Origin of the sequence: Mesorhizobium sp. M0106 (assembly GCF_040322715.1) — a bacterium.
Taxonomy (GTDB): Bacteria; Pseudomonadota; Alphaproteobacteria; order Rhizobiales; family Rhizobiaceae; genus Mesorhizobium.
This window is the reverse complement of the sequence record NZ_JAMYUA010000002.1, coordinates 182,258-205,751: the sequence shown is the minus strand read 5'-3', so window position 1 is coordinate 205,751 and position 23,494 is coordinate 182,258. Positions and strand designations below refer to the sequence as shown.

Annotated in this window: 19 protein-coding genes and 1 tRNA gene; 11 read left to right on the top strand and 9 right to left on the bottom strand. The window is 62.2% G+C overall.

Going from position 1 to position 23,494, the window contains the following annotated elements:
- The gene (locus NKJ55_RS02730; protein ID WP_352448567.1) at window positions 1-357 is read right to left on the bottom strand and encodes a hypothetical protein; all 357 of its coding nucleotides are present in this window, start codon (window positions 355-357) and stop codon (window positions 1-3) included.
- A 55-nt stretch (window positions 358-412) separates the two neighbouring features.
- The gene (locus tag NKJ55_RS02725; protein ID WP_352448566.1) at window positions 413-1,357 is read right to left on the bottom strand and encodes a class I SAM-dependent methyltransferase; all 945 of its coding nucleotides are present in this window, start codon (window positions 1,355-1,357) and stop codon (window positions 413-415) included.
- Window positions 1,358-1,465: 108 nt separating this feature from the next.
- On the opposite strand from NKJ55_RS02725, the gene NKJ55_RS02720 reads away from it, so the two are divergent.
- Window positions 1,466-2,476, top strand: a complete 1,011-nt coding sequence (locus NKJ55_RS02720; protein WP_352448565.1) for a ligase-associated DNA damage response exonuclease — start codon at window positions 1,466-1,468, stop codon at window positions 2,474-2,476.
- Window positions 2,477-2,714: 238 nt separating this feature from the next.
- A complete protein-coding gene (locus NKJ55_RS02715) occupies window positions 2,715-4,316 on the top strand; it encodes a cisplatin damage response ATP-dependent DNA ligase (protein WP_352448679.1) in 1,602 nt (533 codons plus the stop codon).
- Window positions 4,317-4,418: 102 nt separating this feature from the next.
- On the opposite strand, the gene NKJ55_RS02710 is transcribed toward NKJ55_RS02715, so the two are convergent.
- Window positions 4,419-5,570, bottom strand: coding sequence for a hypothetical protein (locus NKJ55_RS02710; protein WP_352448564.1), 1,152 nt, complete (start codon window positions 5,568-5,570; stop codon window positions 4,419-4,421).
- Window positions 5,571-5,924: 354 nt separating this feature from the next.
- Between NKJ55_RS02710 and NKJ55_RS02705 the strand changes: the two genes are divergently transcribed.
- A tRNA-Thr gene (locus NKJ55_RS02705) sits at window positions 5,925-6,000 on the top strand.
- An 84-nt stretch (window positions 6,001-6,084) separates the two neighbouring features.
- Here the strand turns inward: NKJ55_RS02705 and NKJ55_RS02700 are convergent.
- Window positions 6,085-6,654, bottom strand: a complete 570-nt coding sequence (locus tag NKJ55_RS02700; protein ID WP_352448563.1) for a hypothetical protein — start codon at window positions 6,652-6,654, stop codon at window positions 6,085-6,087.
- 544 nt (window positions 6,655-7,198) lie between these two features.
- Here NKJ55_RS02700 and NKJ55_RS02695 point away from each other — a divergent pair.
- Window positions 7,199-8,239: a DUF4238 domain-containing protein gene (locus NKJ55_RS02695; RefSeq protein WP_352448562.1), complete on the top strand. Its 1,041-nt coding sequence runs from the start codon at window positions 7,199-7,201 to the stop codon at window positions 8,237-8,239.
- Window positions 8,240-8,456: 217 nt separating this feature from the next.
- Window positions 8,457-9,542, top strand: coding sequence for a DUF4238 domain-containing protein (locus NKJ55_RS02690; protein WP_352448561.1), 1,086 nt, complete (start codon window positions 8,457-8,459; stop codon window positions 9,540-9,542).
- A 183-nt stretch (window positions 9,543-9,725) separates the two neighbouring features.
- On the opposite strand, the gene NKJ55_RS02685 is transcribed toward NKJ55_RS02690, so the two are convergent.
- The 5 genes from NKJ55_RS02685 to NKJ55_RS02665 all read right to left on the bottom strand — a co-directional run bounded on the left by NKJ55_RS02685 (window position 9,726) and on the right by NKJ55_RS02665 (window position 16,501).
- Window positions 9,726-11,321, bottom strand: a complete 1,596-nt coding sequence (locus tag NKJ55_RS02685; protein ID WP_352448560.1) for an indolepyruvate oxidoreductase subunit beta family protein — start codon at window positions 11,319-11,321, stop codon at window positions 9,726-9,728.
- Complete coding sequence (locus tag NKJ55_RS02680) at window positions 11,314-13,467, bottom strand: thiamine pyrophosphate-dependent enzyme (RefSeq protein WP_352448559.1); 2,154 nt, start codon at window positions 13,465-13,467, stop codon at window positions 11,314-11,316. The genes NKJ55_RS02685 and NKJ55_RS02680 overlap by 8 nt, the downstream gene beginning before the upstream one ends.
- Before the next feature lie 42 nt (window positions 13,468-13,509).
- Entirely contained in the window at window positions 13,510-13,989 is a 480-nt protein-coding gene (locus NKJ55_RS02675) for a MarR family winged helix-turn-helix transcriptional regulator (protein ID WP_352448558.1), read from the bottom strand.
- Window positions 13,989-15,560: a phytoene desaturase family protein gene (locus tag NKJ55_RS02670; protein ID WP_352448557.1), complete on the bottom strand. Its 1,572-nt coding sequence runs from the start codon at window positions 15,558-15,560 to the stop codon at window positions 13,989-13,991. The genes NKJ55_RS02675 and NKJ55_RS02670 overlap by 1 nt, the downstream gene beginning before the upstream one ends.
- A gap of 149 nt (window positions 15,561-15,709) precedes the next feature.
- Window positions 15,710-16,501 (bottom strand): cyclase family protein, encoded by a 792-nt coding sequence (locus tag NKJ55_RS02665; RefSeq protein ID WP_352448556.1) that lies wholly within the window; start codon window positions 16,499-16,501, stop codon window positions 15,710-15,712.
- A gap of 117 nt (window positions 16,502-16,618) precedes the next feature.
- On the opposite strand from NKJ55_RS02665, the gene NKJ55_RS02660 reads away from it, so the two are divergent.
- From NKJ55_RS02660 to NKJ55_RS02635, 6 genes are all read left to right on the top strand, one after another.
- Window positions 16,619-18,193 carry a phytoene desaturase family protein gene (locus NKJ55_RS02660; RefSeq protein WP_352448555.1) on the top strand — a complete coding sequence of 525 codons (1,575 nt, stop codon included), beginning with the start codon at window positions 16,619-16,621 and terminating at the stop codon, window positions 18,191-18,193.
- Between the two features lie 107 nt (window positions 18,194-18,300).
- Window positions 18,301-19,827, top strand: a complete 1,527-nt coding sequence (locus tag NKJ55_RS02655) for an ABC transporter substrate-binding protein (RefSeq protein ID WP_352448554.1) — start codon at window positions 18,301-18,303, stop codon at window positions 19,825-19,827.
- 64 nt (window positions 19,828-19,891) lie between these two features.
- Window positions 19,892-20,899 (top strand): ABC transporter permease, encoded by a 1,008-nt coding sequence (locus NKJ55_RS02650; RefSeq protein ID WP_352448553.1) that lies wholly within the window; start codon window positions 19,892-19,894, stop codon window positions 20,897-20,899.
- A complete protein-coding gene (locus tag NKJ55_RS02645) occupies window positions 20,892-21,740 on the top strand; it encodes an ABC transporter permease (RefSeq protein ID WP_352448552.1) in 849 nt (282 codons plus the stop codon). Before NKJ55_RS02650 ends, NKJ55_RS02645 begins: the two co-directional genes overlap by 8 nt.
- Entirely contained in the window at window positions 21,737-22,627 is an 891-nt protein-coding gene (locus NKJ55_RS02640; RefSeq protein WP_352448551.1) for an ABC transporter ATP-binding protein, read from the top strand. Before NKJ55_RS02645 ends, NKJ55_RS02640 begins: the two co-directional genes overlap by 4 nt.
- A complete protein-coding gene (locus tag NKJ55_RS02635) occupies window positions 22,620-23,450 on the top strand; it encodes an ATP-binding cassette domain-containing protein (protein ID WP_352448550.1) in 831 nt (276 codons plus the stop codon). Before NKJ55_RS02640 ends, NKJ55_RS02635 begins: the two co-directional genes overlap by 8 nt.
- Window positions 23,451-23,494 lie beyond the last annotated feature (44 nt).

Below are 23,494 nucleotides of genomic sequence, written 5' to 3'. Positions count from 1 at the left end.
TCAGGTCAGGCCGAGCTTGTTCTGCTTGGCCGGCTTGCCGCATTCGCGCCGGCTGATCGAACGGTTCATGGCGTCGATCTTGCCGCTTGCCTGGTCGGCTTCGCGTTTGGCTTTCGAGCGCATATCCGGCGTGAACGGGCCAAAGCCCGTCGCCGGATTGGAGAAGGACGGCTTGGCGTCCACCGGCAAATGATATTGCTGCGCCAGGCCGTTTCGTCGCGCCAGCAATTGATCGCAAGGCACCTTGTCATATAGCAGCGAGGACTGGACGTTTTCGTCCTGCCGTTCGGACATCGAATTGCCGACGCAGCCGGCCATCGCCAGGCAAGATGCCAAGACCGTCATGTTCCAGCGCATGAACGTGCTCCTTGTCGTTCGCAGCTGCGGCTTCTCATGCGCAGCGGCAGGAGTCTTAGCCAGATTTTACGCTGCCGGAAAGCAAGCTTGCCAGTACGGCCAGCCCTTCGACCGGTTCGCGGCGATCCTGCCGGATGATCGTTGCCTGCAGCGACAGGATCGAAAAGCCGTCGGCATCCAGAACCCGCTCTACATAGCCTTGCGAATGCGCGTAGCGGCGCGACGGCTGCAGGGCGAAGCCGGCGCTGTCAGACGATTCTCCGCCCGGGAGCGTCTCGACGGAGAACGCAAACAGACCGCCGCCGGCAAGCATTCCGGCAATCTTGTTCACCACCTTGTCGAGTGCGCCGACATAGATGAACACATCGGCCGCCGTCACCAGATCGGCTTTCGGGCCAGAATAGCAAAAATCCTGCAGGTCCGTCTTGACGAGCAGATCGTAGACGCCTTTGGCGTGCGCCTGCCTCAGCATGCCGGCCGAGATGTCGTAACCCTCCAGCCGATCGGCGATCGGCCGCAGCTTCTGGCCCATGAGGCCGGTGCCGCAGCCGAGATCGAGCGCCAGCGAAAACCGGCCCGGCCGTGCTGCCTGGATGGCGCGGTCGAGGCATTCGGGCAGACGGTAGCCGAGCCTGTCGACCAGCTCACCCTCGAAGCTCCCGGCATAGTGGTCGTAAAGCGTCTCGACAAAGGCGCTGGGCGGCGCCTGGGCCGCCGCTGCCCTGCCGATCAATTGCAGCTTGAGCACCGCGCCGAGCCTGTCCGCCGGGTCGAGCCGCAGCGCCGTCATCCAGGCCTGCGCGGCGAGATCGCGCGCGCCTGCCGCCTCCTGCATCTCGCCGAGACGGAACCATCCGGCCGCCCAGTGCGGCGTCAGTTCGAGCGCGCCGCGCAGCAATTCCGCCGCTGCCGCATGATCGCCGGATGCATAGAGCATTTCGGCATAGTCGGCGCGGCGGTCGGCATTCAAATCGCCGGACGAGGTCTGGAGCGGTTTCATGGCGATCGGGTTCCGCCGGTTGTTTGCAGCCGGCTTGCGCTCTATGCTGGAGTCAGCAGTGACTTACAACAGGCTTCCCGCGCCGGAATTAGCGCCTATCTTGGGGCCATGCGCGCCAGCGACCTGCTTCATCCCCGGCCGGAAGGGCTGTATTGCCCGCCCGGCGATTTCTTCATCGACCCGGTGCGGCCGGTCAACCGGGCGCTGATCACACATGGCCATTCCGACCATGCCCGCTCCGGCCACCGCTCGGTGATGGCGACACAGCAGACGCTCGACATCATGGGGCTGCGCTACGGCGACAGTTTTGCCGGAACGACGCAAGCCGCCGTGCTCGGCGAGACGATTGCGCTTGGCGGTGTGGCCGTCAGCTTTCACCCGGCTGGTCATGTGCTTGGCTCGGCCCAGATCAAGGTCGCGCATCAGGGCACATGCATCGTCGCGTCCGGCGACTATAAACGCCAGAAGGACGCGACCTGCGAGCCGTTCGAGCCGCTCAAATGCGACGTCTTCATCACCGAGGCGACGTTCGGTCTGCCGGTGTTTCGGCATCCGCCCGATACCGAAGAGATCGCCCGGCTGCTGAAATCGACCGAGCAGTTTCCCGAGCGCACGCATCTGGTCGGCGCCTATGCGCTGGGCAAGGCGCAGCGCGTCATGCGGCTGCTGCGCGATGCCGGCTACGAAAAGCCGATCTACATCCACGGCGCGCTGGCCAAGCTCAGCGAGTATTACCAGAGCCAGAATATCGATCTCGGCACATTGGAACCGGCGACCGTCGAGACCGGCCAAAAAAGCGACTTTGCCGGCGCCATCGTCGTCGGCCCGCCATCCGCCTTCGCCGATCGCTGGGCGCGGCGTTTTCCCGATCCGATGTCGTGCTTCGCCTCAGGCTGGATGCGCATCCGCCAGCGCGCCAAGCAGGGCGGCGTCGAGCTGCCGCTGATCATCTCCGATCACTCCGACTGGGACGAGCTGACGGCGACGATCAAGGAGACCGGCGCGGAAGAAATCTGGGTGACGCATGGCCGCGAGGAGGCGCTGGTGCGCTGGTGCGAACTCGAAGGCATCGCCGCCAGGCCGCTGCATCTGGTTGGTTACGAGGACGAGGGCGATTGATGGTGTTTTTGGATCCAGCAATCGCCGGTACGGCGCTCTGCGGCGCCCCCCTCTGTCCTGCCGGACATCTCCCCCTCAAGGGGGGAGATCGGCAGCTTTGGTTTTGCCGCTCATCCTGCAACGTTGGAAATTGGCGAAAGCAGTCGCGACAGCAAATCTCCCCCCTTGAGGGGGAGATGTCCGGCAGGACAGAGGGGGGCGCGACAGAACGCGACGCCCGCCCATGGTTCTCACCGTCATGAACCGCTTCGCCGAGCTTCTCGACCGGCTGGTGCTGACGCCGTCGCGCAACGGCAAGCTGACGCTGTTGACCGACTATTTCCGCAGCGTCGAGGATCCGGATCGCGGGCTGGCGCTGGCGGCCATCACCGGCGATCTGTCCATCGCCGCGGTCAAGCCGGCAATGCTGCGCACTCTGGTGATCGAGCGCATGGATCCCGTGCTGTTCGGCTATTCCTACGACTATGTCGGCGATCTGGCCGAGACCGTGTCACTGGTCTGGCCGCAATCGCCTCTCGATATTGCGAACCACGCGCCGACGCTGGCCGAGGTGGTGGCCAAGCTGCAGGCGGCGAGCCGTTCCGACGGGCCGCAGGTGCTGGCCCGGCTGCTCGACAGCGCCAGCACTTCGGCGCGCTTCGCCATCATAAAGCTGGTCACCGGCGGCCTGCGCATCGGCGTCTCGGCGCGGCTTGCCAAGCAGGCACTGGCCGATTTCGGCAAGGTCGATATCGCCGAGATCGAGGAACTCTGGCACGGGCTGACGCCGCCCTATATCGGGCTGTTCGCCTGGCTGGAGGGTAAAGCGGAAAAACCCAGGAAAACGGCGCTGGCGCTGTTCAGGCCAGTGATGCTGTCGAACGCCGTCGGCGACGGCGACCTCGAAAAGCTCGACCCGGCTGACTACGCGGCCGAATGGAAATGGGACGGCATCCGCGTCCAGGCGGTTTGCGAAGGCGGCATTCGCCGGCTCTATTCGCGCACCGGTGACGATGTCTCCGGCGCCTTTCCGGATCTTGCGGAGGCGATGGATTTTTCAGGCGCCCTCGACGGCGAGCTTCTGGTCGGTGACCCCAGGCAGGCGACGGGCACGTTCTCGGACCTGCAGCAGCGGCTGAACCGCAAGAGCGTGTCACCCAAGATCCAGCAGCAATACCCGGCCTTTATGCGCTGCTACGATGCGCTGCAGATTGGTGACGAGGATGTGCGCGGACTTCCCTTCCGCGAACGGCGCGGCCGGCTCGAGGCCTTCGTCAGGACACTCGATCCGAGCCGCTTCGATCTGTCGCCGCTGGTCGAATTCACCAACTGGCAGGCACTCGAGGAATTGCGCCGCAAGCCGCTGCATCCGGTCATCGAAGGCGTCATGCTGAAGCGCTGGGATTCGCCCTATATGGCCGGGCGGCCGAAGGGCCCGTGGTTCAAATGGAAGCGCGATCCGCACACGGTCGACGCGGTGCTGATGTATGCCCAGCGTGGCCATGGCAAGCGCTCGAGCTTCTATTCCGACTACACATTCGGCGTCTGGTCCGGGCCGGAAGGATCGGAGGAGCTGGTGCCGGTGGGAAAGGCCTATTTCGGCTTTACCGACGAGGAACTGAGGCAAATCGACAAATATGTCCGCGACAATACGATCGAGCGCTTTGGCCCGGTCCGCTCGGTCCGTGCCGACCGCAGGAACGGGCTGGTGCTTGAGGTAGCCTTCGAAGGGCTCAACCGCTCGACGCGGCACAAATCCGGCGTTGCCATGCGCTTTCCGCGCATTTCGCGGCTGCGCTGGGACAAGCCGGCGGCCGAAGCCGACCGCATCGAGACGCTGCAGGCGCTGCTCGATAGTTAATGCATGTCGCGCAAAAAGTGTGCAGCGGTTTTGCGGTAACGACATGCATCAAAACAAGAACCGAAAGTGCGTCGCATGAGGCCGGTCCGAACGCGACGTGCTTTAGGGAACGACTGAAACGCGGATCTCGTAGATGTCGACCGACTTGCCCTGCTTGTCGAAGTCGGAATTGATGGCGATGGTGCCGGCAGCACCCGGACGCTTGTCGGGAAAGCGCACGTCGAACAGATATTCATTGCGCTCGCGACCGACCGCATAGCGCTTGCGGCCGCAGTCGCCGAGTTCGCCGAAATTGCAATCGACGGAAATCTGCGTCTCCTGCCCCTCCTCGGAGCGCGCGATGATGTCGAATGTGGCATGCTTGCCGGCTAGTTTTTCCAACACGCCTTGTCCGACGTCGAAGCTGATGGCCGAACCGGATGCACCCGAGCGGATGCGCAGGAAGGAACCGCTTTCGTCCTGGATGACGTCGGCCTTGGCGTCCGACGGTGCATTGACCTGCGTCGGGTCACCCGGCGAAAAGACGTTGATCCAGTCGCGCGCCTCGTCCTGCTCGCCCTGCTTCGGCGGCGAAGCGGTGTCGTCCGGCGTGAAATCTTCGCCATCGACCGTTGGCGGCGCTTCCGGTGGCGCTGTGTCGAGCTCGGTCGCCGATTTGAAGACGCCGGTCTGGTTGGCGAAATAAAGGCCGATGCCGGCGGCTGCGAGCAGCGTCACACCGAAGAAGATCGCGGTAAAAGGCAGGCGCCGCCGCCTCGCCCGCCGGTCGTCGCGGTCGGGCGTCACTTCCGCGTCGTCGGTTTCGACGTCGGCTTCGGTCGGAACCGAGGCCCCCATGTCGATCACCGGCGCCTCGGCAACAGGCGCATCGGGCATGATGTCGGGAACGACCGGCAGGACGCGCGACCGCGGCGCATCGGCTTCGGGCGGCTGCGCCGGACCGTCAACGACGACATCGGGCGACGGCGCGGCTTCAGCTTCGGCCGGGGGCTCCACCGCCGGTGCTGCCTCCAAACTGTCGGTCGGCGCGGCGACGTCGGCAACCGCCGGCAGGAATTCCGATTCGATTTCGGTGATCTTCGCCTGGACCGCCTTGCGGCGCTTGATGGCGACCTCCACCGTGACGTTTGGATTGGCCTGCAGGGCACGGTCGAGTGCCGCGAAAGCCGATCGATAGACCCGCTCGCGAAACGCCCGGTCGTCGGCATTGCCTTTCTCGAAGGCATTGCGGATCGCTTTTTCGATCGCGTCCAAGCGAATTCCCTCTGCAATTTCATTCACATTGCCATGATCGTTAGCCGCAGGCGACCAATCAATCAACAAGCGAGCGGCCGCATTCTGCCTTGCCGAGGGGCACAAAGCTCATTTCGGCGGTTTTCGGTAAAGGAATCAACATTTTTCGCTGATTTTCCCGTCACGGCCAACGTGGCGGATGGGACGGCCTGCCGATACGGCATCACGCGGCCAACGGCAGATCCGCGCGGCGGCTGCCCTTGCGCCCGGCCGGAGGCGGCACGAATTGCCTCGTCCTGAAATCGCGACTGCCATCTTGAATTCGCGGCCGGTTGCGTCTATCACGCAGCCCATCTTGGAAGCTCGGCTTCCCGGGCCGCTTTAGCTCAGTTGGTAGAGCACATCATTCGTAATGATGGGGTCAGGTGTTCGAGTCACCTAAGCGGCACCAAAATTCTCCAATAACTAGAAACCGCTTGCGCTGGGTTCGTCCGCAAAAACTTATTTGGGCTTGGTTCACAAATAAGGAAACACGCTATCTGTCGGTGGGCTTAGTCTTTTTGGATTTTCTGATTATGGCGGCTTCGCCGAACAAGCGCCGATCATGAAGTATGGCCTCGAATTGCTTCGAACCCCTCATGCGGTCGAGGTTGTCCATGACCGTAGCATCAATCTTATCCCATTGTGTTTCTGAAATATTTTGATTTAAATAACTCATTTCCAGCATCTTGTCTCGTATGTACCAGTATATATCTCCTGGCAATTCAAATTGTCCTGGCTTGATGACCCCTTGCCTAACATGAACCTTTGTTCCAACCCATTTGCTCTTGGGGGGCTGCACATATCCAAAGAGAATAAATGGACCCATTTTAGCGTACGTCATCACAAGATCGCTTTTCCAGGCGATATCCATGTGCATAGCCCGCATCAGGTAGCGATTTGCGTTGGTTGGCATGTCCGGCATGCTATGTTCACTGATTGCGCCCATCTGCCAGAAGTGTTGTTCATGGATTCCCGGGCTCGAGGCCTCGCCATTCAGGAATCTTGACCAAGTGTTTAAGGCGCTGTCGATCAGGTCCCGCTGCTCATCACTGAATTCGGCCATTGTGGTTGTATCGAAAGCGTGACGAAGAATCCGCCAAGATACCGAAACGCAATACCGCAGCAGCCATTCGCCGTATGGGACCATGAGCGCGCTATCTTGGGAAACAGGATAGAAAAGTCTCTTGCTGAAGTCGGTCTCATACCGATTGAACTGTTTCTCACACACATCGCAGAGCATCGGAACTTTTAGGCCGTCCTGAACACGAACGTTTGGGTTCTTCGAGTTACGAATGTGGGGGGTGCCACCTGTTTCCCTCAGCCACCGGAACAGAAATGCAGGCAGGATGTGACTTGCCCGCAACTGTGAGACTTGGTCGCAAAAGGCGCATGGTCGAGACTCAGCCAAAGGCGACCTTTCTATGTTGACCCGCAATTGGAGTATTTGATTCTTTAGCTGCGGCCAAAGCCGCCGCCCACAGCGCGACAAGCATGCACGCCGCCCCAAGTGTGTGGGCTCCAGTGCTCACTGCGGCAGGCCTAGGCTTCTGAGCGCTCAATTGATGTATGATAGTAGGCTTGGATTGATTCCACTGATCAGGCTCCACATGGCTACGAAGACAGCGAAATTTCACCACTATGTTCCGCAATTTATGTTGCGCCGCTTTGCCAAAGAGCGGAGGCCGGGAAAATATTTTGCAAATGTCTTCGACAAATCAAATGGGAGAACGTTCCCGGCGAATGTTGACAGCATTTTTGGCGAAACTCACTTCAACCGGGTGGAAACTAGTTCGGGTGTCGTCTCCGTCGAAGACAATATGACGTCTATCGAGAGTGCAGCCGCTCCCATTATTGATCGAATATTATCAGAAATTTCGTTCAAATCAGTGTCGGAATCCGACTTCGCGACGTTGTGTATTTTCGTCGCTCTCCAGATGAATCGAGGGACCGGAGCACGAAATGTCCTGGAGGATATGATCAATCAGCTTAGGGGCCGCATTGCTGAGATAGTCGGTGAAGACAATTTACCTGACGAGATAAAGGACGCTTCCAGCGAGAACGAAAAGAAAAAAATGGGGATCGTGACCTCACTCGATGATCTCCAAGAGTATGCCAAAACGTTTGCAGCTAAAGATTGCAGATTGATGATCGCCCCAGACGGGCATGAATTTATAATTGGCGACAATCCCGTAGCGATCACAAATTCCACCCCTCAAGATGGCCTGTGGAGCAACCTTGGACTCTTATGTAAGGGTATCGAGATTTATCTTCCGCTGTCTCCGAAAATTACACTTGCTTTCTGGTGCCCCACCATTGCTGATTATATAACCGATAACGTCAAAAGATTTCGATTGCAGGCCGCAAATATGCGTGAGCGATCTGTCATCATAAAGGCGGAGCTGGCAGTTACATTGACAACGCTGGCCGATGACATTGACCAGAGGACAGATGAGCTAGAAAATAAACATGGAAAGCTCCTTTTGGAAACAATCGAATTGAATGAGCAAAATGTCAAAAGACAAAACGCATTACAGGTTTCGCACGCGGAACGCTTTCTGATCTCAAAGAATGCCGATTTCGACCTTCCCCGCGAAATGCTAAGGAGAGATCCTAGGTACGTTCGAGGTCGCCGAATGCAGATGACGTAATGCGCTACCGCCGCTCAGCCAGCGGTGAAGCACTCCGGTCGCCGTGCTCGCCTTCCTGCGCTATGTCAACTTCATGTTTCGCCGCTAGGTCGGCTATTGCCTTCTCCAGTCGCTTGCCCGCGTTTCCTTTCTGGGCTCGTCTCGGAAATGAGATGCCCTTTTGCTTCTTTGATGCAGATGACGTAATGCTCCCGGGCGATTCTGGAAAGTTTGATCGATGGGTAAGCAAAAAGAAAATAATCACTTCATCTCAAGGTTCCAGCTAAAGCATTTCCTTTGCGCTCCGCCGCCAAAGAAGCCAGGAAAGAATTATGTGTGGGTATACGACGCTAAACGTGCGCCGGAGCCCAGAAATATTCGGTTTGTCGCTTCATCACCCAATTTTTATGGAGAAGACGACGACATTCTCGAAGACGCTTTCGCGAAAATCGAGGGAAGGTCAGGGAGTATTTTCAAGGATATTTTAGCAAATCCGACCGGAATTAGCCGACACTCCAAAGAGCTAGGAGATCTATTCTGGATTTTGGCATTTCGAACTCGATCAATGAGAGAGCGGATACGTGGCAGTGTCACCTCTGCGATATCATTGATGGCCGAAACAGCGAGTTCAAAGCTTGCTCGTACTCGCTACAAGGAAGCTATTGACGAACGACTAGAGAAGGAGATCTCAAAAGAGCTCTCCGGTCTTAACGTTTTTGACCGCCTGCGTGTGAAGAACAGTGCTGAATTTCAAAGCCGCCTGCGGTTCGTCCGAACCCAAATTGAGGGTGCACTTACGAGCGGCGTGTTCGATGATGTTATGCGGACTGGGTTTGAGCGGACGGCAAGATTCCTGGAAAATACCACAGCACTCGACGAAGGTCACAATGAGGGATTGCGTGGGTTTCTTGACTCAGGAGGTCAATGCCCGGACAGTATCAGGCCAGCTCATTGGCATGTCATCCCAAGCGACGAGCGCAACTTTGTTCTAAGTGACGCCGGTACCTTTGCTGTTACTTCGTCGGGGTCTATTTGTCCGTTGATCGGCATATCCAGCGACTGGAATGAGGTCTACCTACCGATTAGTCCGTCCATGACTGTTGTTGGCGCTCGTCACAGTGATCGCCCAAAACTGAATGTCACCGAAATTGTCACAGGATCAATATCGACTTCATATGAAGAGTTTTACGCGGAAGTCTATTCCCAACAGCTTGGAGAGAGAGCATCAAAGGAAATCAACACGGCTAACGAACTTATTGGTTCAACGGCGTTAAAAGGCGTTGTTGCTGGTGCATGGGGTCGGAGAGGAAGCGAACTCACTTAATTGACCCTGCCTAGCGCCGCTGCTTCATGCCTGCGATGAGATTCGTGAGATGGTCGTCGGACGAGCTGCACGGAGCTTGCCCGGAAACGCTGCACCGTCGTCCGAGTCGAGGAAGTTCTCGATCAGCGCTTCCACTGAATTCGTGTTTTGGTGCTATCAGCGGCGGCACCAAGATTTCACAGATCAACTCGATGGAACGTCGCTATCACCCAGCGACGCCACGGTCTTCAGCGCGCCGTCGAGCATGTCGCCCTTCTCGTCCTTCAGCGCGGCTTCGCGCAGGCGCCGGATCCAGTCTGCGGCGTCCGGGCGGCCCTTGAGCAGGTCGAGCGCCGACAGCACCCGGTCGAATTTCGACTGCGCGCGGGCGTGGGTGTCGCTGTAACCCTTGATCAGCCGGCGGCAGTTGAGGATCTCCGTGCCAAGCGCGTAGTCCTGGCCGACTTGGCCCAGCGCCAGCGCGTACCAGCGCTCGAGATGGGTGGTCTCGACCTTGTGGCGCAGCAGCCGGCTGCGCCAGCGGCGCAGGCCGCCGATGAACCACAATGCGGCAAAGCCGACGAAACTGTCGGTGCGGATATGGCGGCCGCGGTTGATGCGGCGGTCGAGGAAGGCGGCGAGCTTCGGCCGCGCCTCGATGTAGCTGCCGAGCCCGGCCGGCAGCGTGCCGCAGAATTCCTCGATGCGCGGATGGAAATATTCGGTCACCTGCAGGACCGAGCCGTCCTTGACGCCGACCTCGTGGCGTACGCGTCGGTCGCGGCTAGAGCGTGTCTTCAGGTCGGCGACGCGGATCATGTCGTCGTAGCACATCGCGTTGGCCAGATGCTTGGCGGCGGCGATCGACAGCGCGTAGGCGTGTTCGGCATCGTCCAGCGCGACTGCCTGGTCGAGCCGGTCGAGATACTCGCCGCCATAAGCAACGTCCTGATAGTCGACCACTTTTTTCAGGCCGCGCATCGCCATGTCGCGGACAGGAGCCGGCAAAGCATCGACCCGGGCGGCCAGCGATTGCCAGCCTTTTAACAGGCTTTCCGGACCGCTGACTTTTGTCGTCGCGGCTGAGCCGGTTTCAGCGGCTGCCGGCTGTGCAGTCTTGTCGCCCGAATGCACACTCGCGATGCCGCGCGCCCGATCGTAGGCGGCGCCGAAGGCGGCGAGACTGGCTTTGACGCCGCGGCCGCCGGCACTGACCGCCTGCTCGTAGCTCTCGCGTGTAAACGGCAAGGCGTCGGAGCCGGCCAGCGCGCCGAGCAGGCTGGCCGAGATCATCGAGCCATTGTCGGCGGCGATCTTCTCCATATCGAAGGCGATGAAGCGCTTGGCCGCGGCTTCCGCCGTGGCATGCACCTTCGAGGACGAGGCGCGGCCATCGCCGGGCTCGATCTTCTCCGAGACCGCGGCGATGCGGTGCGACGAGGCGATCAGCGTCGTGCGCTCGGGCGTGACGAAGCCGCGGATGATGGCGCGGCCGGCCTCCATCAGTTCGGCGGCAATCAGGATGTCGACGTCGCCCTGCGACGGCGACAGCGCGAAGACCGGCAGGCGGCCGGTGTCGCGGCACATTTCGACATAATAGATGGTGGCGCCGGTGCGCTGGGCGACGCCGGCGACCGAGGTCGATTGCGCGACGTAGCCGTTGCGCTCGGCGACGTCGGTGATCCAGTCGGCCAGCACGCCACCGCCCTGGCCGCCGACCGCCAGCACGGCAAGCTTGATGACGCGCTCGTCATCCGGCGCGCCGGCCTTTGAACGGGTTGATGGAACGGCGTCAAGCATCGGCGAATATCAGGCGCCGGCTTTCACGGCGCCGCTGCAAGAGACTGATCGTGGCGCGACGCGCGGCTTCAAGGAAACGGTCCCAGCGGCTCGGATTGTGCACGACATCGGCGCGGTAGAAGGACGGGCAGAGCACCGCCGCATCGGCGACCTCGCCGCAATTGCCGCAACCGACGCAGCTCTGGTCGATATGCGCCACCGGATCGTCGCGCAACGGATCGTCGAGCGACTTCACCGAAAGCGACGGACAGCCGGAAAGCCGCATGCAGGCATGGTCGCCGGTGCAGATATCTTCGTCGACACCGAATTTCGGCTTGACTATGCGCGTCCCGCCCTTGATCGCCTTGTCGACCAGCGGCTTTTCGCGGCGCTGCCGGTTGAGCATGCATTCGGACGAGGCGACAATGACTTTCGGGCCCTTCTCGTCCGTCGTCAGCGCCTCGCGCAGCGTGTCTTGCATCTTGGTTACGTCGTAGGTGCGGTCGATGTGGCGCAGCCATTTGACGCCCATGCCTTTCACCGCCTCGGTGATCGGATGCTTGGTCGATTTGGTCTTGTTGCCGGCGCGGGACGACAGGATGTCCTGCCCTCCGGTCGCAGCCGAATAGAAATTGTCGACGATGACGATGACGCCGTCGTTCTTGTTGAACACGGCATTGCCGATCGAGGAGGTCAGGCCGTTGTGCCAGAAGCCGCCGTCGCCGACGAAGGAGATCGAGCGGCGCCTGGCATCGGGCGAATTGAACGCCGAGGCGGAAGCCGGCCCCAGCCCGTAGCCCATGGTAGTGGCACCTAGCTCGAAAGGCGGCATGATCGAGAACAGGTGGCAGCCGATGTCGGAGGCGATGTGGTGCTTGCCCAGCTCCTGCTCGACCAGCTTGGTGGCGGCGAAGATCGGCCGCTCCGGGCAGCCGACGCAGAAGCCAGGCGGCCGGCCCGGGACGACGTTGATCAGGTCGGCGGTGTCGAGCCCGTCGCCGATCCTGTTCGGCGCGCGGACCTCGCTTGGCAGCAGATGCGGGATGGTGGCACGCAGGAACGATCCGATGCCGTCGAGCATCACCTGGCCGGTATATTCGCCGGCCATAGGCAGATGTTCCTTGCCGACGAGCTTGGTGCCGCGGCCGGCCTTGTGCAGCATCGCGGCAAAGGCCTGTTCGATGTAGTTGGGCTGGCCTTCCTCGACGACGAGCACGGCGTCCTTGCCTTCGCAGAAGGACAGGAATTCGTCATCGACCAGCGGGTAGACAGCGTTGAGCACATAGAGCGGTACGTCGGTGTCACCATAAGTGTCGGCGAGGCCGAGCCGCTGCAGCGCCCGGATGACCGAATTGTACATGCCGCCCTGCATGACGATGCCGACCGAGCCGTGCTCCGGGCCGAAAAACTCGTTGATCTTGTTGGTGCGGATGAAATCCACCGCCGCCGGCCAGCGTTTCTGCACCTTTTCCTTCTCGTGCAGGAAGGACGCGGGCGGCAGCACGATGCGGCCGGTGTCGCGGCGCGGCGCCTCCAGCGCATCGGCCACAGTCATTGCCGGGCGCTTGTTGTCCTTGGCGATGAAATGGCCGTGGACATGGCAGCAGCGAATACGGACCTGCAGCATGACCGGCGTGTTGGAAACCTCGGACAGCTCGAAGCCGTCCTCAACCGCCTTGACGATCGACGGCAGGTTCGGTCGCGGGTCGAGCAGCCAGACCTGGCTCTTCATGGCAAAGGCGTGGCTGCGCTCCTGCATGATCGAGGAGCCTTCGCCGTAATCCTCGCCGACGATGATCAGCGCACCGCCGGTGACGCCGCCGGAAGCGAGATTGGCGAGCGCGTCGGAGGCGACATTGGTGCCGACCGTCGACTTGAAGGTGGCCGCGCCACGGATCGGATAGTGCACCGATGCCGCCAGCATGGCGGTGGCGGTCGCTTCCGAGGCGCTCGCCTCGAAATGCACGCCGAGCTCGCCCAGGATATCCTGCGCGTCGGCCAGCACGTCCATCAAATGGCTGATCGGCGCGCCCTGATAGCCGCCGACATAGCCGACGCCGCATTGCAGCAGCGCCTTGGTGATGGCGAGAATGCCTTCGCCGGAAAACTCCTCGCCGGCGCCGAGCCTGAGCTTTTCGACTTCCTTGGCAAAAGACCGTTCGGCCATTTTGGGCTCCTTCCGTTACCGCCCCGATGGCGGCGCGTAAGATCAGATGTCGTGCTTGCGAATGTTCTTCAGCATCTTCTGCAATGTCGCGATCAGCGCCGCGTATTCGGCATCGTCGACATCGTCGAACATTGCCTCGAAAGCGTCGTGCATGGCCGGCCAGGCGCGCGCGAACTCGGCGCGGCCATCGTCGGTCAGGAGCACATGGCGGATACGGCTGTCGGTGACCCCCTGCTCGCGCCGCACAAACCCTTGCCCCTCCAGCGTGTCGAGCGTCCGGCTCAAGGTCGACTGCTCGATGACGGTATAGACCGAGAGATCGTTGACGGTGACGCCATCGGTGACCGACAGCACGGCCAGCGTGCGCACCTGCGGAATGGTCAGGCCCTGCCTGCGGAAATTGTCACGCAAAGTGGCGTTGTAGCGGCCCATGATGCGGTTCATCAGATAGGGCGCGAATTGCTGCAGGCCGATCTGGCCCAAAGTCGAGATGCGCTGGCGCTTTTCAACCTTCTGTTCCATCACAGCCTCCCCGCCAGGAGAAAGCCGGAGCCGCCGCCCAAGCCAGCACCCGGATGGGTCGAGGAACCGATGTGGTAGAGACCCCTGACCCCGGTGGCGTGATTGCGGCTCGTCTTGAACGGCCGCCACAGGAACGACTGGTCGATGGTCGAGGAACCGCCATAGGGGTCGCCGCCGACCAGATTGATGTTCATCGCTTCCAGGTCGGCCGGCGAACAGGCGCGGCGTGCGATGACGCTGTCCTTGAACCCATCGATATGGCTGGCGAGGATCGCTTCGGCACGGTCGGCATAGGCTTCGCGCAGCGCCTCGGTCCAGCGACCGTCTGCCGGTGTTTGCAGTTTGCCGGCGGCATCGCCCTTGATATGCCGTGGCGCCTCGGGCAGTTGCAGCCACAGGACCGCCTTGCCGTCCGGGCAGCGCGATGGGTCGAGCGCGTGCGGCTGGCCGACGCACATGGTCGGCACCTCCGGCAGCATGCCGCGCACGGCTTCGTTGCAGGCCTTCGAGACGCCGTCGAGCCCCGGCGTCAGATGCAGCAGCGCGACCTTGTCCAGGCCCTCGCCGCGCCATGCCGGCGGCTTGTCCAAGGCATAGTGGATCTGGAAATTGCCCTTGCCGTAGCGGTATTTTTGCGCTGCCTCGACGTCGGCTTTCGGCGCCGCGTCGCCGAGCAGCCGCTCGTAGAGCTGGGTTGGCGTGACCGAGCAGATGACGCTCTTGTTCACGTTGATCGTTTCGCCCGAAGCCAGCCGCACGCCGGCGGCGCGGCCTCCGCTTTGGACAATAGCCGCGACGTCGGCGCCGGTGCGGATTTCGCCGCCACGTTCCCTGATCAGGGCTTCGAAGGCGGCCAGCAGATTCCTGGCACCGCCCTTGACGATCGGCGCGCCGGCCGCCTCAAGCGCGAAGGCGATGACCTTGGCGATCTGGCCGGAGAACGCGTCCTCAGGCCCGAGGCCGGCATGCAGCACCCAGGGCGCCCACAGCGCGCGCATGGTTTCCGACTGGTAGGTGCTTTCCAGCCAACCGCGCGCCGGCACCAGCGCGCTGCCGAGAAAGGCGGCAAGGCCACGCGGGCCGCGCCGCCAGGCTTCACCCGCCAGCAGCCTGGCCGTCGGGTAGGACCACAGGCTGCCACCGAGCAGTCCGAACAGCAGACCGGCGTTGCGCTCGATCTCGCCGACATCGTTTGCGTGCCGGTCGCCGTCGCCCGCGGCAAGCGCATTGATCGCCGCTACATTGGCGATACGATCGATGCGCAGGACGGCATGGCTGCCGTCCGGGCGCAGCACACCGGTCGGCGTGGAGGTGTTGCAAAACTCCAGGCCGTGCCGGGCCAGATCCTTGCCCAGCGCCGCATAGGCCGGCGAGGTGATGAACAGGACAAAGGTCGTCGCCATCACGTCGTGGATGAAGCCGGGCGCGGTGATTTCTTCGGTGCGCATGCAGCCGCCGATGCGGTCGTTGCGCTCGAGCACCAGCACCTTCGCCCCCTTGCCGCCAAGCATCGCCGAACAGACCAGCGCGTTGATGCCGCTGCCGACGACGATGTGATCGGGAGCGCTCATCGATGCGTGCTCCTAGCCGGCAGGAGTTCAATTGCAGAGATTGGCGCTCTACCGCGCCGTAGAGCCGCAGCTTTGCAAGGCTGCCGCTCCCACTCCGTCACCACAGTGCCACTTCCACACATGATCTTCTCCCGAAGACCGCAGCTATCCTATTGCCTTGGCACCAACGCCAACGCGCGGATCGGGCTGCCGGTGCCGTGCTCGATCTTGAGCGGCGCGGCGATCAGGATCGCGCCTTTCGGCGGCAGCCGGTCGAGGTTGCAAAGGCTGGCGAGGCCGTAGCGGTTAGCCTTGTGCATCAGGCTATGCGCCGGGAACGGCGGCTCCATTCCCCCTGCTTTTCCAGCATCCGTGCCGATCGTCTCGCTGCCCCAGCCCTTGATGTCCTTGCTAATCAGATACTGGATGGCTTCGGCGGTCGGGCCAGGCGTGTGCGGTCCGGTCTCATTGGCGTTAAGGAACTCGGCTTCCGAGCCGTTGCGCTTATACCAGTCGGTGCGCATCACCACCCACTCGCCGGGGTTGATAGCGCCATGTTCGGCTTCCCATGCCTTGATGTGATCGACGGTGAGCAGGAAATCGTGATCGCCTGCCGCTTGCTTCGAACAGTCGATGACGTTGACCGGGCCGACGAAGTTCTGCGCCGGAATGGTGTCGGTGGCGCCGTCCGGATAATCCTTGCCGGTGATCCAGTGGTTGGGTGCGTCGAAATGCGTGCCCGAATGCTCGCCGAGCTTGAGCCAGTTCCACGCCCACCACGGACCGTTCTTGTCATAGGCGGAGATGGCGTGGATCTCGATCTTCGGCGTGTCGACCGCCAGTTCCGGCGGCAGCTTGATCAGTGGCGTGTTGGGCCCGAGCGGCGCCGTCAGGTCGACCACCTGGATGGCGCCTGAAAGCAGCTGGCCGGCGACTTCGCCTAGAAGTTGTTGTGTGTCCATGGTCTCTGTTCCCTCTTTCTCGATGGTGCTGAAGGCTCTCGCGGCCCTTAATATCCTACTAGACGAAAACATATGCATCTGCAATTATCTTTAAGCATAAAGGAAATGGGACGGGGCGTGAGCGAGTTCGACGCCATATTTGTCGGAGCAGGCCACAACAGTCTGGCATGCGCCGCGCATCTGGCGCTCAAAGGCTGGAAAACGGCAGTTTTCGAGCGTAATGCAACGATCGGCGGCGCCGTCCAGACGCGCGAATTGACGCTTCCGGGCTTCCGGCACGATTTCGGCGCGATGAATCTCAGCCTGTTCGCCGGCTCGGCCTTTCACAAGAAATATGCAAATGAATTGAAAACCCACGGGCTGGAATTCGCGCCGGTGGCCGATTGCTTTGCCAGCGCCTTCCCGGACGGAAGCTGGTTCGGCGTCAGCAGCGACCTGGAAAAGACCGCCTCGCGCATGGCCGCTTTTTCCGACGCCGACGCACAGACATGGCGCCGTCTGGTTGCGGCATTCCCGGCGGAGGCCGAGCATCTGTTCCGGCTGCTGGGCTCGCCGATGAGCGGCCGTGCGCTCGCCGGCACCGCCTGGAACCTCTGGCGCAAGAAGGGTTTGGCCGGCGCGCTCGATACCGGTCGATTACTGCTTTCCTCACCCCGCGCGTGGCTCGAGGAGACTTTCCAGTCACCGCATGTCAGGGCGACGCTGGCCACCTGGGGCATGCATCTCGATTTCGCGCCCGATATCGCCGGCGGCGCGGTGTTCCCTTACCTCGAATCCATGGCCAACCAGTGCTTCGGCATGGTGCTCGGCAGAGGCGGCGCCGACACGATTATCCGCGCTTTGTCGGGCATGCTCACGGCCGCCGGCGGCAAGATCGTCACCGGGGCTGATGTAGCCGAGATCACGGTTTCGGCCGGCAAAGCGACCGGCGTGCGGCTCGCTTCCGGCGAGACCCACACAGCCACCAAGGCCGTCATCGCCGGTGTCGCGCCCAAGGCGCTGACCGGGAAACTGTTGCCTAGCGGATCGGGCGACACCGGCTTCGACACGGCCGTGAAAAAACTCCGCCACGCGCCGGGGACGTTGATGATCCATCTGGCGCTCGACGATCTGCCGGACTGGCGCGCCGGCGCCGAGCTTCGGCAGTTCGCCTATGTGCACCTTTCGCCGTCGCTCGACGCCATGTCGCTGACCTACCAGCAGGCGATGGCAGGCATGCTGCCGGACGAACCAGTGCTGGTCGTCGGCCAGCCGACGGCCGTCGATCCCTCGCGCGCGCCGGACGGCAAGCACGTGCTTTGGGTGCAGGTGCGCATGCTGCCGGCCGAGATTGTGGGCGATGCGGCGGGCACGATCGCGGCGGCTCACTGGGACGAGGCTAGGGAGCACTACGCCGAGCGCGTCCTCGACATTATCGAGCGCTATGCGCCCGGCCTTCGTCGGAAGATCCTCGGCCGCGCCGTGTTCTCGCCCATCGACCTCGAACGCGAGAACCCGAACCTTGTCGGCGGCGACCAGATCTGCGGCAGTCATCATCTGGCGCAGAATTTCCTGTTCCGGCCGGCGCGCGGTTACGCTGGCTGGAACACGCCGGTCGGCAATCTGCATCTGACCGGGGCGGCAACATGGCCCGGCGCCGGCACCGGGGCGGCGTCGGGCTTCATGCTCGCGCAACAACTTGGCGGGAGGTAGGCTCCATTTTTCATCTAGGGTGAAGGAGGACAAGGCGCGGTTGCCCAAGGAGCCTGAACCCACCGATTGACAACGACACCGCGCATAAAAGCAACAGGGGAACGACCATGACAATCAACAGACGAGAATTGCTCGGATATGGCGCGGCCGCACTTGGCGCCACGGCGCTCGGCCTGCCGCAAATCGCCAAGGCTGCCGGCGAACTGACCATCGCCTACAATGTCAATTTGCCGTCCTGGGACCCGACCACCGGGCCTTCGGCGGTCAACCCGACCATCCAGGGTCTCTACCAGTCGGTGTTCGACCAGTTCATCCCGCAGAAGCCGGATCTTTCTTTCGCGCCCGGCCTGCTCACCGAATGGGGCTGGAACGAGGGTCGCAGCAAGATCATGATGACGGTGCGCGAGGGCGTCACCTGGCATGACGGCTCGCCATTCACGGCCGAAGACGTGGTCTGGTCGCTGCAGCGGGCGGGCGATGAAAAGACCGGCAACCCGATCCAGTTCGTCTGGAAGAACGTCAACAACTTCAAGATCGACGGCAACAAGATCACCGGCGACGTCGTGCAATTCGACCCGGTGTATTTCAAGTGGATGTCGTTCCTGACCGGCTACATCATGCCGAAGACCTATTACGAAAAGGTCGGCGCCGAGGGTTTTGAGAAAGCCCCGATCGGCACCGGGCCCTATATGGTCGACAAATTCGAGCGCAACGCCTTCCTGCGGCTCAAGGCCAACCCGAACTACTGGGGCGGCAAGCCGGCCTTCGAAAACGTAACCATCAAGTTCGTCACCGATGCGGCGAGCCGCGTCGCCGAGATCGAGTCCGGTTCCTCGCAGGTGACGCTGGAAATCCCCTATGAGGAATATGACCGCCTGATCGCCAAGGATGGACTTGCCGGCTCGTGCAAGAACGTTTCCGACATCGGCATGATCTTCTTCAACGACATCGACGTGATGCTGGACAAGAACGTGCGCCAGGCAGCGGTGATGGCCGTCGACAAAAAGCTTTTGGTCGACCGGCTGCTGCGCGGTTACGGCCAGCCCATCGATACGCTGGAGACGCCGGAATACGCGGCCTACGATGCGTCGATCAAGGTGGAGCACAATCCGGACAAGGCCAAGGAACTGCTGGCCGCCTCCGGCTATTCGCCGGAAAAGCCGGTCAAGTTCACGATACAGACGACCAAGGGCTTCAAGCCCAAGGACTACGAGATGATCCAGGCGATCGTCGGCATGTGGCGCAAGGTCGGCATCGAGGCGACGATCGAGGTCTACGAGATCGCCAAGCACTACGAGCTGCGCGCCGCCGACAAGCTGGCGCCGGCGGCCTTCTACAATTGGGGCAACGCCATCGGCGACCCGACCACCTCGACCGGTTTTGCCATGTATGGCCCGAGCCCGCATTCGGTGTGGGACAGTCAGGATCTGATCGACATGATCAATCCACTATGGGGCGAGAAGGACGAGGCCAAGCGCATTGCCGGCTGGAAGGCCGTCGACAAATACATCGCCGAACAGGCCTATGTGCTGCCGCTGATCCAGTATGCGCAGCCGATCGTGCATGCCAAGGGCGTCAATGTCGTGCAGCATGTGTCGGGCGCACTTCTGCCGGCGCTGATGAGCCCGGCCTGAGACAGTCTTCGGCTTGTCGCGCGCCGTCCGGAATGACGGCGCGCATTTTCCGCCACGGGCGACCATGCTGCTGCAAAGATTCCTGATCCGTCTTCTGACGATGGCGATCACGCTGTTCGGCGTGGCCGTCGTCGTCTTCGTCGTCATCCGTGTCGCGCCAGGCGATCCGATCGCGATGATGCTGCCGCCCGGTGCAACCGATGCCGACATCGCGCGTCTGCGCGCGCTTTACGGGCTGGACAAGACCATCGTCCAGCAATTTTTCATCTGGCTGGCAGGTGTCGTCAGGGGCGATTTCGGCACTTCGATTTCGCTCCGGCAGGATGTTCTGGGCCTGGTCTTCAACCGCCTGCCGGCGACGCTGGAACTCGCGATCGTCGCGCTTGTGATGGCGCTGGCGATCGGCGGCACGACGGCGATCCTCGGCGCGCGCGAACGCGGCACCGCGGTCGAAGCCGGCATCGACATTGCCAGCGGTGCGGCACTCTCGATTCCCGATTTCCTGTGGGGCCTGGTGCTGATCCTTTTGTTCGGCGTGCTGGTGCCGGTTTTCGACATTTCCGGCCGGGTGTCGCCGCAACTCGATCTGCCCTTCGTCACGCAATTCTATCTGTTCGAAAGCATCGTACGGCTGCGCTTCGACCTGACCAGGGACCTGCTGGCACACATGCTGATGCCGGCGATTGCGCTGGCGCTGCCACTGGCCGCGATCATCTCGCAGCTGCTGAAACAGTCGCTGAAGGAAGTGCTCGACCTCGACTACGTCGTGCTGGCGCGGGTAAAGGGCTTTTCGGAAACGCAGGTCATCCTGCGCGAGGCGCTGAAGAACGCGGCCCTGCCGACGCTGACGCTGGTCGGCGTGCAGTTCACCTTCCTGATCGGCGGCACGGTCATCGTCGAACGACTGTTTTCCTATGAAGGTCTCGGCAACATGGCGATCGATGCCGTCATCAACCGCGACCTGCCGCTGATCCAGGGCATCGTCCTGGTCTTCGCGCTGCTGTTCGTGCTGATCAACCTTGCCGTCGACATGATGTACGCCCTGCTCAATCCGAGGCTGCGCCATGGATGAGGCCCGCATTTCAAGACATGGCTCGCGCGCCCGCCTGTGGCTGGCCGGCGGCTGGCTGCTGATTGCGCTGCTGGCCGCAATTCTTGCGCCGTTGGTCGCGCCGCAGGACCCGCTGGCGCAGGATTTGATGCTGGAGCGGCTGCCGCCGTTCTGGCTGAGCGGTGCTGAGCCCGGCTACTGGCTCGGCACCGACAGCCTCGGCCGCGATCTTCTGTCACGGCTGATCTTCGGTGCCCGCATCGCCTTCATCGTCGCCTTCGCGGCAGCCCTTGCCGCCTGCCTGGTCGGCTCGACGCTGGGGCTGATCGCCGGCTATTTCGGCGGCTGGGCCGACCGCATCATCTCGCGCATCGTCGATGTCTGGATGGCGTTTCCGCCGGTGCTGTTTGCCATCCTTTTGGTCGCAGTGCTCGGTACCGGCTTGAGCTCGGTTATCATTGCCATTGCCGTAATCGACTGGACGCGCTTCTGCCGGGTGATCCGCGCCGAGACGTTGGGCCAGTCGCGCATGGACTATGTCGAGAACGCCCGCATCGCCGGCTACGGCCGCATCGGCATCATGCTGCGCGAAGTGCTGCCCAATGTGGTGCCGTCGATCGTCGCGCTGCTGTCGCTGGAGATGGGCATTGCCGTCATCGTCGAGGCGATCCTGTCCTTCGTCAATCTGTCGATCTCGACCGACGACCCAACCTGGGGCGGCATCATCGCCGAGGGCCGCCTGTCGATCCATCAGGCCTGGTGGGTGCTGGTGTTCCCGCTGGTCACGCTGATCCTGACAGTGCTGTCGTTCAGCCAGTTCGGCGAAGGTCTCAGGGCACGTTTCGATCCGGTGCTGCGATGAACGCGCTGGCGAAACCCTGCCTTGACATACGCAGCCTTAGCGCGGTGCTGCCTGATGGCTTGCGCGTGCTGCGCTCGGTGTCGCTCGCCGTCGAGCCCGGCGAGGTGCGCGCGCTGGTCGGCGAGAGCGGCGCCGGCAAGACGATGATCGGCAAGGCGGTGCTTGGCGTGCTGCCCTCGAGCGTGCGCATCGTCGAAGGCGACATGCTGCTGGAGGGCGAGGACCTCGGCAAGCTTCAGCCAAAGGCAAGGCGCACGCTGATCGGCGCGCGCACCGCGCTGATCCCGCAGGACCCGCTGACCGCGCTCAATCCGTCACGGCGAATCGGCCCACAGATGACCGACCGGCTGGTGCGCATCCTCGGCTGGAGCGGCGAGAAGGCCGATACACGTATTCGCCAATTGCTGGACGAGGTGCAGATTCGCGACCCCGAGCGTGTCCTCAAATGCTATCCGCACGAGCTGTCCGGCGGCATGCGCCAGCGCGTGCTGATCGCCGCGGCGTTTGCAGCCGAACCAAGGCTGATCGTCGCCGACGAGCCGACCACGGCGCTCGACGTGACTGTGCAGAAGCAGATCCTGCGGCTGATCGCGCAACTGCAGCGCGAGCACGGCACGGCGATCCTGTTCGTTACCCATGATCTCGGCGTCGTCGCCAAGATCAGCCAGAAGGTCTCGGTGCTCTATGCCGGCAAGGTGGTCGAGGAGGCCGAAACGGCCGCTCTCTTCGCCGCTCCGCAGCACCCCTACACGCGAGCGCTGATGGCCGCGACGCCACGCTACACCGACCCCTTCGCTTCGCTGAAGCCGGTGGACGAGGCGGTGCTGGCCGGGCTTGCTTCGGAGATCGCCGCCGCCGATCAGGCCTGGAGGCGCCTGCATGGCTGAGCCGCTGTTTTCCGTGCGCGGGCTGAAGGTCGCGCTGCCCGACATGACGCGCAAGCCGCTGATCGGCCGCGCGCCCTTGGCCGAGATTCTGAAAGGGCTGGATTTCGACCTGCCAAAGGGATCGGTGACCGGCATTGTCGGCGAATCCGGCTCCGGCAAATCGACGCTTGGCCGCGCCTTAGTGCGGCTTCTGGAGCCGAGCGCCGGCAAGGTCATCTTCGACGGCCGCGACATCACACATCTGCCTGAGGCCGAGCTCCGGCCGCTGCGCCGCAATCTGCAGATGATCTTCCAGGATCCGATGTCGTCGCTCAACCCGCGCCGCACCATCTTCAGCATCATCGCAGCACCGCTCAAGCAGAACGGGCTTGGCGACAACCTCAGGGATCGTGTCGCGGAGGCGCTTCAGCGCGTCGGCCTGCCGCAAGGCTTCGCCAGCCGCTATCGTCATGAATTGTCGGGCGGCCAGCGCCAGCGCGTCGGCATTGCCCGCGCGCTGGCGCTGTCGCCGAAATTCGTGCTGGCCGACGAGATCGTCTCCGGCCTCGACGTGTCGACGCAGGCGCAGATCCTGACGCTGCTGGAAAAGCTTGCAGCGGAGATGGGCCTGACCGTTGCCTTCATCAGCCATGACCTGTCGGTGATCCGGCGGCTCTGCCGGCAAGTGATCGTCATGCGCGAAGGCGCGATCGTCGAAGCCAGCGCGACCGACGCTTTGTTCGAGCAGCCGCAGCAGGGCTACACGCGCGATCTGCTCGCCGCCATTCCGCTGCCCGAGATCGATGATGCCTGGCTACTTCCCGCCGCAAAGGCGCCGGCATGAAACACAATCCTATTCGCACGCTAAAGAGCGGGCCTCAGGCGTGC

Coding starts and splice junctions, on each gene's coding strand:
- NKJ55_RS02730 (WP_352448567.1), bottom strand. CDS start 357: ATGCGCTGGAACATGACGGTCTTGGCATCTTGCCTGGCGATGGCCGGC.
- NKJ55_RS02725 (WP_352448566.1), bottom strand. CDS start 1,357: ATGAAACCGCTCCAGACCTCGTCCGGCGATTTGAATGCCGACCGCCGC.
- NKJ55_RS02720 (WP_352448565.1), top strand. CDS start 1,466: ATGCGCGCCAGCGACCTGCTTCATCCCCGGCCGGAAGGGCTGTATTGC.
- NKJ55_RS02715 (WP_352448679.1), top strand. CDS start 2,715: ATGAACCGCTTCGCCGAGCTTCTCGACCGGCTGGTGCTGACGCCGTCG.
- NKJ55_RS02700 (WP_352448563.1), bottom strand. CDS start 6,654: ATGGCCGAATTCAGTGATGAGCAGCGGGACCTGATCGACAGCGCCTTA.
- NKJ55_RS02695 (WP_352448562.1), top strand. CDS start 7,199: ATGGCTACGAAGACAGCGAAATTTCACCACTATGTTCCGCAATTTATG.
- NKJ55_RS02690 (WP_352448561.1), top strand. CDS start 8,457: ATGGGTAAGCAAAAAGAAAATAATCACTTCATCTCAAGGTTCCAGCTA.
- NKJ55_RS02685 (WP_352448560.1), bottom strand. CDS start 11,321: ATGCTTGACGCCGTTCCATCAACCCGTTCAAAGGCCGGCGCGCCGGAT.
- NKJ55_RS02680 (WP_352448559.1), bottom strand. CDS start 13,467: ATGGCCGAACGGTCTTTTGCCAAGGAAGTCGAAAAGCTCAGGCTCGGC.
- NKJ55_RS02675 (WP_352448558.1), bottom strand. CDS start 13,989: ATGGAACAGAAGGTTGAAAAGCGCCAGCGCATCTCGACTTTGGGCCAG.
- NKJ55_RS02670 (WP_352448557.1), bottom strand. CDS start 15,560: ATGAGCGCTCCCGATCACATCGTCGTCGGCAGCGGCATCAACGCGCTG.
- NKJ55_RS02665 (WP_352448556.1), bottom strand. CDS start 16,501: ATGGACACACAACAACTTCTAGGCGAAGTCGCCGGCCAGCTGCTTTCA.
- NKJ55_RS02655 (WP_352448554.1), top strand. CDS start 18,301: ATGACAATCAACAGACGAGAATTGCTCGGATATGGCGCGGCCGCACTT.
- NKJ55_RS02650 (WP_352448553.1), top strand. CDS start 19,892: ATGCTGCTGCAAAGATTCCTGATCCGTCTTCTGACGATGGCGATCACG.
- NKJ55_RS02645 (WP_352448552.1), top strand. CDS start 20,892: ATGGATGAGGCCCGCATTTCAAGACATGGCTCGCGCGCCCGCCTGTGG.
- NKJ55_RS02640 (WP_352448551.1), top strand. CDS start 21,737: ATGAACGCGCTGGCGAAACCCTGCCTTGACATACGCAGCCTTAGCGCG.
- NKJ55_RS02635 (WP_352448550.1), top strand. CDS start 22,620: ATGGCTGAGCCGCTGTTTTCCGTGCGCGGGCTGAAGGTCGCGCTGCCC.